Source organism: Candidatus Wallbacteria bacterium, assembly GCA_028687545.1.
Lineage (GTDB): Bacteria > Muiribacteriota > JAQTZZ01 > JAQTZZ01 > JAQTZZ01 > JAQTZZ01.
This window is the reverse complement of the sequence record JAQTZZ010000018.1, coordinates 63,676-72,155: the sequence shown is the minus strand read 5'-3', so window position 1 is coordinate 72,155 and position 8,480 is coordinate 63,676. Positions and strand designations below refer to the sequence as shown.

Sequence of the window (8,480 nt, the reverse complement as noted above, 5' to 3'; positions counted from 1 at the left end):
AAGGATCAGGCATTATTTCAATCTATTCGTCTAAAGCACCGGGACGCATTTTGTCAGCCGTCATTTCTAGGTCTACAACCCCTTTTCAGAAAAGAAAAAAGCCAAGCACTGTCCCCATATCCCCCCAATCACTATTACCACTCCTTACTTTCCAGGATTGACATGACGCGCCAGTTTTTCTTTCAGCCTGGTTTCAATCGTTGAAGACTCGAAGTATCCGCTGATCAATCTTGGATTTACTTTCTCTTCATCCTGCCGAGGAAAAAAATATGAAAAATGCTCCTCTACTGTCTTTTTTTTAAGCACATCAGTAATTCCGGCAACCTGGCAGGCAGTTCCCAGATTGCGGCTCTCAATTGCCGCAAGAAATGGAGTCACGCCATTTTCATCCGGCAGGCATGGATCTGCTCCTGAATCCAGCAAAAGTTTCACTTCCGTGCTTGTCACGTCTGCCGCAGCACGGAACGCGGTAACAACCACTTCCTGCGATTGAACGTCCGGTTTAAATATCGGAGAATAACTGTGATTGCAGGCGTAATACAGTGCGGACCTTTTACTGGCATCCGTAGCATTCACATTCGCTCCTGCTTCGATCAGCATCTTGATCAGATCGGTCTGTCCGAACATTACCGCTTTCATCAGCGGTGTGCGACTCATAAATCTGTCTCTTTCTTCAATGTTGATTTTATCTCTGATCAGCTTGATCGCTTTTTTCCTTCCCGGGTAGCTGAAGCATGGACTGATCCGCCAATCTGAGATGGCCGCCTGGAGGGATTTTTCATCATACACACCGGGTGTGACAAAGGAAAAAAAGTAATATCTCCCGAATGGAAGATTATTGTAAAAATAGCAGTCGGGAGAATTGTATAAGCCGTCGCTGAATTTTCCATAAAATCCGGATTTTTTAATGTAATCTAAATAATCTTTTAAAGCTTCCTTAAAAGCCAGGGCATTAAAAAGGTTGAAATCTGAGGGCAATCTTTCGAAAATCCGCACAGAACCGTACAGATCAAATTCGTCGGTTTTCCATTGACCACAATTCGGTATTCCCGAGTTTTTCTCCCAAATCTCTTTGTTGGTTTCTTTGCCATAGGAATACCAGTAAATAGAGGCATAGAAGGCTATAACCAAAGCCAGGACTGGAATGACAATAAGTTTAATGCCTTTTTTTATCACTGGTCTTTTCATCATTCTGCTGAAGATCCAGGTGCGCCTTATTCATTCAGCGCCTTCACAAACGCCGCATTTCTCATCTTCATCTCCAGGCCCGCCGCTCCTTTTCGGGAAAAAAAGAAAATAAGCATCGTCCCCGTAATCCATTAACGCTGATTTTCAAGGCCTGACACTTTTTCTCCACCGATTATTTGTACACATCGCCTCTGGAATCGGCTTTGTAGAAATAAAAAAGATTCTCGCTTTTCCGGAATTCAAACAGAATTCTGAATCCTCCTACCCGGAGCCTGAAATGGTTGTGCTTTCCTCTCATGGGCTTCACGTCAAGGGTTTCATCATAAGGATCATGTGAGAATTTCTCGAATATGGCGAGAATTCTCGACTGGATTTTGCGATCTTTTTCCTTGAGGAACTTTAGAACATTCTTCGAGAACTTGAGACTATACATCCTGAAGTTCTTTTTTCAACTCGTTCAGGCTTAATGCCTCGCCCTGCTCCAATTCCCTGACAGCCTTTTTGTATGCTTTTTCGTCGTCTGCGGTGTAAAGCGGCTTTTCGATAATCCTGATCTTCTTCTTGGGAAACTGGTTCAAGAGCCAGAGCAGATTTTCGTAGATCGAGTCGTCGATTTTAAGAGTTATTGTCTGCATTTCCCCTCCGATCTTCAATTTACTTGAAATTCAGGCCATTGTCAAAGCTGAAGGCCTGCCACTCCTTTTCAGAAAAGTAAAATACAGCACAATTGGAGTGTAACGGCAAGGTCGTGAACCTTGCTGATGCTTTGAGGTTCAGCTAGATCTGCGGCTGCGATTTTTTTCTGACAGGGCCTTTGGACTTAAAAGGCTTCATGCCGAAATTGATCACTGTCAAAATACTTTTTTTATTTTGACAGTGAACTGTCAATATTAAGTTGACGGCAACAGCGGTAGAACTATTTATTAGAGTTGAGATTGAACTTTATACTGGATAACAAGATTTCTCATCCCGCTTCAATGCAAAAGCAACCCAGGCCCTGCTACGGAAACCGTGTTTTATTATGACAGCAGAAGCAGCTGTTGAGTTTCAGAACCATCCCTTTCCCCCGAATTTGTCAAATGTATAGACCCGGTATAAATAACGGTACTTGAGGATTACTGCAGATCATGGTATTCTAACGGCGCCCTCTGACGTTGCATGGTTCATGCCAGAGCTGAACGTCGGGGCTGCCGGAAGCGTCCGGATAATGCGGAGGAAAGCTCATGTTGAAAAAAGTCGCCCTGATCGGCCGGACCAATGTCGGCAAATCCACGCTCTTCAATAGACTGTCAAAAAAGCGGATCGCCATTGTCGAAGACCAGCCCCGCATCACCCGGGATTTCATCGAACAGGAACTGGAATGGGAAGGAGTGCGCTTCATCCTGGAAGACACTGGCGGCTGGGATTTCGTCCCGCACCGGGAAATAGACAGGCTGGTGACTGAGAAAAGCCAGCAGATGCTGGAAGAGGCGGATCTGGTGGTACTGGTGATCGACGGCCAGATCGGCGTGACGACCGACGATCTGGAAGTCAGCCGCAAGCTCAGGAAATTGAAGAAAGATGTGATCCTGGTTGTGAATAAGATTGATACGCCTGAGCAGAAGGAAGTCCGGTATGACTATCAACAGCTCGGCATCAGGGACTGCGTGCACCTCTCTGCAGTGCACGGCAGGAATGTGACCGAATTGTTCGAACTGATCCTGGAAAAGCTCGCGCTCTCAAAAATGGAACACCCTGCAGAGGTCGAGCAGATCAAGGTCGCAATCTGCGGAATTCCCAATGTCGGCAAATCCTCGCTCTGCAACCGCATCATCGGCAGGAATCGCTCCATTGTCCACGCTGAGCCGGGGACAACCCGGGATGCCATCGACACTCCTGTCAAATACCGGAAAAAAGAGATACTGCTGATCGACACTGCAGGCATCAGACGCAGGTCCAAGGTGCATGAGAACGTGGAATTCTACAGCGTGAACAGGGCTCATCATGCCATCGACAGGGCGGATGTTGTGGTCCTGGTGCTGGATGCCGAATCCGAAGTCAGCCATCACGAGCAGACTCTGGCCGGATATCTGAAAGACAACTTCAAATGCCTGGTGATAGCTCTGAACAAGTGGGACCTGGTTAAAGACAAGGAGAATACTTACAAGAAAAAGCTCGAAGAAATCGAGCGCAGGCTGAAATTCTATGCTTTTGTTCCGGTTGTCACGATCTCAGCTCTTGACGGGCAGAGAGTCAACAAGCTGATGGACACTGTGCTGGAAGTCCAGGAAGCTAAACAGCATTTTATCGATCCCTCTGAACTGAAAGAGGAAATCCGGCGCGCCCTCATAGTGCAGGATCTTAGCATCAAGGGCAAGGGCCTGATCGTGAAAACAGTGAAGCAGTCTCCCTGGAGATGCCCGACTTTCGACATAGGCACGAATCTGGTGGAAAAAATGCCTGTCAATGCCAGGCGTTATTTCGAACGCATAATCAGGGAATTGTATCCGTTTGCAGGCTGCCCGCTCAGACTGATTTTCAAGTAAAAAAACTATGATTCTATTTCTCTAAGATATTCCGGAAATTTTTCCACGATCCTCTGATAGGCGTCAGAGAGTTCCTCTACGCTTTTCAGATCGACCCACTCCCCTGCCCTGTGCGAAAAATCACCGATCGGTCCCAGTACCAGGACAGGTATCTCAGGGTGCAGACGCTTGAAAACGTTTTCATCAGCTACTGAATACCCCATGTTGAAACCAGTGAATCCTGCTCCGGATTTCAGCTGACTGATCACGAATTTTACAAAAGGATGGTCATGTGGAGTAAGATAAGCATCGCTGTGTAGAGTCGGCCGCAGTTTGCGCGAAACAGTCACTGGCAGAAATTTTCCTGAGACTATCGTTTTCGCAAGATTCTTGGTTTTATACATTTCAGCGATCAGGGATTGAAGCAATTGCTCAGCCCTTTCGATGCTGAAACCGGGTGTAAAAGTCCAGTCTACAGTAATTTCACCGCTTGCAGGGATTGAGAGATTTCCGTCTCCGATCTCGACTTTATTTACGAAAAAGCTGCCTTCTATCTGATTGACAAGCGGTGCCTTCTGCACAGATTCAGGCACGAATCTGAAGCGGTCAATGAAATCCAGCCGGATTTTTTCCAGTTCCAGGATGATTTTAGCGCATTCAGAGGCAGGATTCACAAAGGCGGGATTCCTGGATTCCGACCCGTGCCCGCCTGTTCCAGGCACTCTGATCACGTATTCGCAACGGCCCAGTCTGCCAAGCCCGATAGTCCGGACCCCGCAGGATGGATTGGGTCCGTCTCCCATTTCAGGCACCACTATCGCAGCCACATCTGCCATAAAATCAGATCCTGCCAGAACATTAGCGCCCAGCGAGTAAAATTCCTCGTCGCAGCCGAAAGCCAGTTTGATTTTGAAATCCGGGTCTAACCCGGAAAAAGCAGTTGCCATTACAGCGAGCCCTGCTTTCATGTCATTGGCTCCCAGGCCGACTATGACTTCACGCAGAGTCCCTGCATCAGAAAGTTCAGTTCGTTCAGGAGTCAAGGCTTCAGAGAGCGAAAGCCAGGGTTTGGCAGTCACAGTATCCATGTGGCCATAGAAAAGCAGGGACTTTTTCCATTTCCCCTTCCCCTTTTCTGCAAGCAGATTCCGGCAGATTTTCCCATCCGGGCACCTGTGCACTGCCTGATCAGAAGTAGTGAATCCGGATTTTTTGAGCTGCTTTTTCAGTTCAGCTGCTATTTTTTGCTCATTGCCTGAAAAAATCCAGGTGGATGGATCTGTGCTAATTTTCTCGATCTGAAAAGGGTTTGTGGAGTCTATGCTGATCAGCTTTCGAAGGAGATTGACTGCAGGGTGGTTTTTCATTTGAATATTATGAGGCACTTTTCTTAAGATTAGTGCCCCATATGAGCCTCTAACAAAATGTTTACCTAAGATACAGCTGAAAAAAACATTTTGCAAGAGGCTCAATATTTCAACAAAAACTGCTCATGTAAAGTAGCAGGTTTTGGAAAAAATATTCCAGAGGATAATTTTTTCCAGGAAAATTTCCGGCTGTAAATTTTTTATTAAAATTGAATAATCTGAAAAACAAGTTGAACTGCAATCATAAATAAGATTGTTTGAATAGCCGTCAAAAAATGGCATACCCAATGCTTATATGTAAGATGTAAGCTTTCGTGCACTGCATACAACCTCCTCCTTAGAAGTCCTGCCAGAAGCAGGACTTTTCTTTATAATCTTTCCGTCTCTTTTAACTTATATTGCTTTGCAATCCGCTGATTGGCTTCCTTCATTTCACTATGTTTGAAAACTGCCTTGAAGGCAGAATCTTCGAATTCCACAACATCAGTTTCAACTTCAGCGGAAAAAGCGGTTTTAACATCTGAAAGCCTGCTGATCCTGCACTGGTTGATAGCTTTCACAGTCTGAAACACCACACGGTCTTCATAATCATAGTTGACTTTGTCAGGAAGAAAATTCACAATCAGCACAATTTTTTCATGATCCCTGGAGATCCGGTCTTCGAAGTCAGTGGACAGTTTGATCAGCCTGACCGGAGCTTTTTCCAGGTAATTAGGCCAGGAACGCAGAAAAGACACGGAGAGCTCGCTGAAAACCATGCCCCCATAAAGAATAAAACGGGGCTTGATTTCTTTTAAAAAAACCTCAGGTACAGTGAAATCTTCCGGCTTGTAGCCGGCCAGCTTCAGATCTACTACTGTTTCGCGGCTGTCCCGGTAAACGGTAGTTTCAAAGGTTTCGCCCGGATAATAAAAAGTGTTGATTAAACCCCTGAAATCCAGATTTCTGGAATCCGGTATCGATTTGAACATGATTTTCAGATCTCTGCGGCCTTTGAAGTCTGCCAGAGTGACATTCCCGGCACAGTCGACCGGAGCGCCTGAAGCACTGGTGACTATGTCGAAATTTCTGAAGTACTGGCTGTAGGGAGTGCGGTCCAGGTTGAAAAGAGCTACTCCTGTATTGAACCGGCCTTTGCCAACTGCAGTTTTATCATATTTCAGATAGGCGGGAAGAATGTCTCCTTTCAGTTCCCTGTAGAAAAGACAGTTGCAGGGGAAACCGTCGTAACGGCCGTCGTCAAAATCATGCAGATAATGGTTGATGACTTCCGGGGAAATGAAATAAAGTTTGTCCTGTTTTTCATTTCTGGAATTACAGATCCCGATCAAACCGCTGTCATTGGTCAGTGGAATTCCCCAGGCGAAGTCAGTCAGTCCGCGGGCTATCACATCCAGGTAACAGTTTGAGGAGAAGTTGCTTCTGCGCAGAAAGAGGCTGGTGACAATGGCCTCTTCCGCGAGTTTCACCGAATCCCGGATCAGGTGCAGACTTGCTTTTTCGCCTGAACTGTAAACACTGCAAAGCTTGATTGAGTGGACATCCTTGAGTTTTTCAGGATACTTGGCTGAGAGAATTGCGAGACCCGCATCGTAATCGGCATGCTGGACAACTGCAGGCACCATATCCGAGGACACTGTTGAGACAGTGATGTTGGTAGCCCGCCAGATCAGATCTGCGGGAACCAGGAAGCGATTTTCGCTTACTGCCACGGCATATCCGCTGCGTTCACCCAGATTCCCGGCATCCCAGGGCCTGAACAGATCCGGCTGTAGAAAATTCACTGAGACTTTAAGCAGAAAATTACGGGGCGACTCAGCCTGCAGTGCGAACAGGAAACCAACTAAAAAAAGGAGCATGGTGATCTGCTTCATTTTGACTCCGATCTGAGCGGCACTTGATACTTCTGATGGGCTTCCAGATCAGACTGCTCAATTTTCGAAACAGGGATCAAAAGAGGCAGGTATGTGTTGTCCCTGAAGGTGATAAATAGAAACTCAGTTTTCCCGGCAATCAGCCTTTCCACGGTTTTACGGAAACCTTGGAATGACTTGACCGGCTCGCCATTGACACTCGCTACAATTGATTTGGCAAGATCGAATTCGTTGTTCACTTCCAGGGGCAGGATTCTGGAGAGTATCACCAGTTCAGGACAATCAGGTTCCGTATACTCGAAATTGTCGTAATAATAGCGGAACAGCGGATCAGCTTTGGCCTGCCAGTCATCGCCCCAGGTTTCGAGATAATCTCTTGAAAAAGGCTGGAAAACATAGCCGGCAAGGCTGTAATACTGGAAATCCTGGTCATACAGCTTGGATTTCCGTAACCCCTGAACCGGAACTCCGAGTCTGGCTTTCGCCCTGACAGGGAGCTTATCCCTGAGCAGCCCGAATTCGACCTCAGTGCTGATCTGGCATTTTTTTACCAGATAGTTATAACTAATCCTGCCCCAGCGGGAGTCGAATTTTTCATCGATGCCGATTTCAGTTGAATCGATGGAGGTAAGCACATCTCCGGGTTTGATGATCTCCCTGACCGGGGAATATTTACTGACATTGCAGACCAGTATTCCTGTTTCTCTTGAAGTGCCCAGATACTGGCGCTGCGTTTCTGACTGCAGCTGTTCAGTATCGATCAGCAGTTCGGGAAAGCCTTCGTAGTTGCCGTCAGTTACATCAACAAGGAAATGCCTGAGCACTTCCAGTGGAATGAAATGTCCGACGCTTTGCAGATTGGAATTGGCCTGGAAAGCTACACCCACCACTTTGTTGCCGATCATCACAGGGCCGCCGCTGTTACCTGGATTGATCGCAGCGTCTGTCTGGAATGCGAAGTTCATGGATGCTCCGTCGTGGACGTAGAGTCTGTATTCCAGCCTGGAGATGATCCCTTCCGTGTAACTGAGCTTTTCTCCGCCTGTGGGATAGCCTACTACTGTCACTTTATCGTTGAGATCAGGCATCTCGCCAAGCTGCAGCCCAATCAGCCCATCATAAAAAGACAAGTCGTCTGTTTCCAGCAGAGCCAGATCGCAATCATGACCGATGAATTTCACGCGGGCCGGGAAATTTTGGGGACGGTCAGTACGCTTGAGCCAGAGGGTAGTATTGTTTTTCGCCATGTGCGCGTTGGTCACGATGCTGCCGTCTGACAGCACGAAACCGGTACCTGAAGCACCTGAGACCGAGCCTGTGGACCAGGGCTGATAGCAGCTCAGGTTGAGCCTCTTGGCGAAAACCTTTATCACTGCGTTGTAAGCGGACTGCTCTTCAGAAGCAAGCTGGACTGCAAAAATCAAAATTACGAGTAGAATCTGCTTCATGCTGCTCCAGGATTTAATTTGTTAAATACTAATTCGCCGGCGGATTAATTGCAAGTGCCGCCAATGTTTATGATATACTTATGACAACAGAGTCTCTAT

7 protein-coding genes are annotated in these 8,480 nt (G+C 46.9%); 1 reads left to right on the top strand and 6 read right to left on the bottom strand.

Translation table 11 applies throughout. The features are described 5' to 3' along the window. Positions 1–144 precede the first annotated feature (144 nt). The 3 genes from PHW04_09500 to PHW04_09490 all read right to left on the bottom strand — a co-directional run bounded on the left by PHW04_09500 (position 145) and on the right by PHW04_09490 (position 1,823). Entirely contained in the window at positions 145–1,191 is a 1,047-nt protein-coding gene (locus PHW04_09500; GenBank protein ID MDD2716117.1) for an ankyrin repeat domain-containing protein, read from the bottom strand. Between the two features lie 169 nt (positions 1,192–1,360). After that, a complete protein-coding gene (locus tag PHW04_09495) occupies positions 1,361–1,621 on the bottom strand; it encodes a type II toxin-antitoxin system RelE/ParE family toxin (GenBank protein ID MDD2716116.1) in 261 nt (86 codons plus the stop codon). Beyond that, positions 1,614–1,823 (bottom strand): hypothetical protein, encoded by a 210-nt coding sequence (locus PHW04_09490; GenBank protein MDD2716115.1) that lies wholly within the window; start codon positions 1,821–1,823, stop codon positions 1,614–1,616. The genes PHW04_09495 and PHW04_09490 overlap by 8 nt, the downstream gene beginning before the upstream one ends. Positions 1,824–2,411: 588 nt before the next feature. Here PHW04_09490 and der point away from each other — a divergent pair. Then, positions 2,412–3,713, top strand: coding sequence for a ribosome biogenesis GTPase Der (gene der, locus PHW04_09485; protein ID MDD2716114.1), 1,302 nt, complete (start codon positions 2,412–2,414; stop codon positions 3,711–3,713). A gap of 5 nt (positions 3,714–3,718) precedes the next feature. Here der and PHW04_09480 read toward each other — a convergent pair whose 3' ends face one another. The 3 genes from PHW04_09480 to PHW04_09470 form a co-directional block, all read right to left on the bottom strand. Beyond that, positions 3,719–5,059, bottom strand: coding sequence for a M20/M25/M40 family metallo-hydrolase (locus tag PHW04_09480; protein MDD2716113.1), 1,341 nt, complete (start codon positions 5,057–5,059; stop codon positions 3,719–3,721). 368 nt (positions 5,060–5,427) lie between these two features. Next, positions 5,428–6,933, bottom strand: coding sequence for a hypothetical protein (locus tag PHW04_09475; GenBank protein MDD2716112.1), 1,506 nt, complete (start codon positions 6,931–6,933; stop codon positions 5,428–5,430). Next, positions 6,930–8,381 carry a trypsin-like peptidase domain-containing protein gene (locus tag PHW04_09470; GenBank protein MDD2716111.1) on the bottom strand — a complete coding sequence of 484 codons (1,452 nt, stop codon included), beginning with the start codon at positions 8,379–8,381 and terminating at the stop codon, positions 6,930–6,932. Before PHW04_09470 ends, PHW04_09475 begins: the two co-directional genes overlap by 4 nt. Positions 8,382–8,480 lie beyond the last annotated feature (99 nt).

Bases quoted from the DNA above. Each gene is read 5' to 3' on its own strand.
- PHW04_09500 (MDD2716117.1), bottom strand. From the start codon at position 1,191: ATGATGAAAAGACCAGTGATAAAAAAAGGCATTAAACTTATTGTCATT.
- PHW04_09495 (MDD2716116.1), bottom strand. From the start codon at position 1,621: ATGTATAGTCTCAAGTTCTCGAAGAATGTTCTAAAGTTCCTCAAGGAA.
- PHW04_09490 (MDD2716115.1), bottom strand. From the start codon at position 1,823: ATGCAGACAATAACTCTTAAAATCGACGACTCGATCTACGAAAATCTG.
- der (MDD2716114.1), top strand. From the start codon at position 2,412: ATGTTGAAAAAAGTCGCCCTGATCGGCCGGACCAATGTCGGCAAATCC.
- PHW04_09480 (MDD2716113.1), bottom strand. From the start codon at position 5,059: ATGAAAAACCACCCTGCAGTCAATCTCCTTCGAAAGCTGATCAGCATA.
- PHW04_09475 (MDD2716112.1), bottom strand. From the start codon at position 6,933: ATGAAGCAGATCACCATGCTCCTTTTTTTAGTTGGTTTCCTGTTCGCA.
- PHW04_09470 (MDD2716111.1), bottom strand. From the start codon at position 8,381: ATGAAGCAGATTCTACTCGTAATTTTGATTTTTGCAGTCCAGCTTGCT.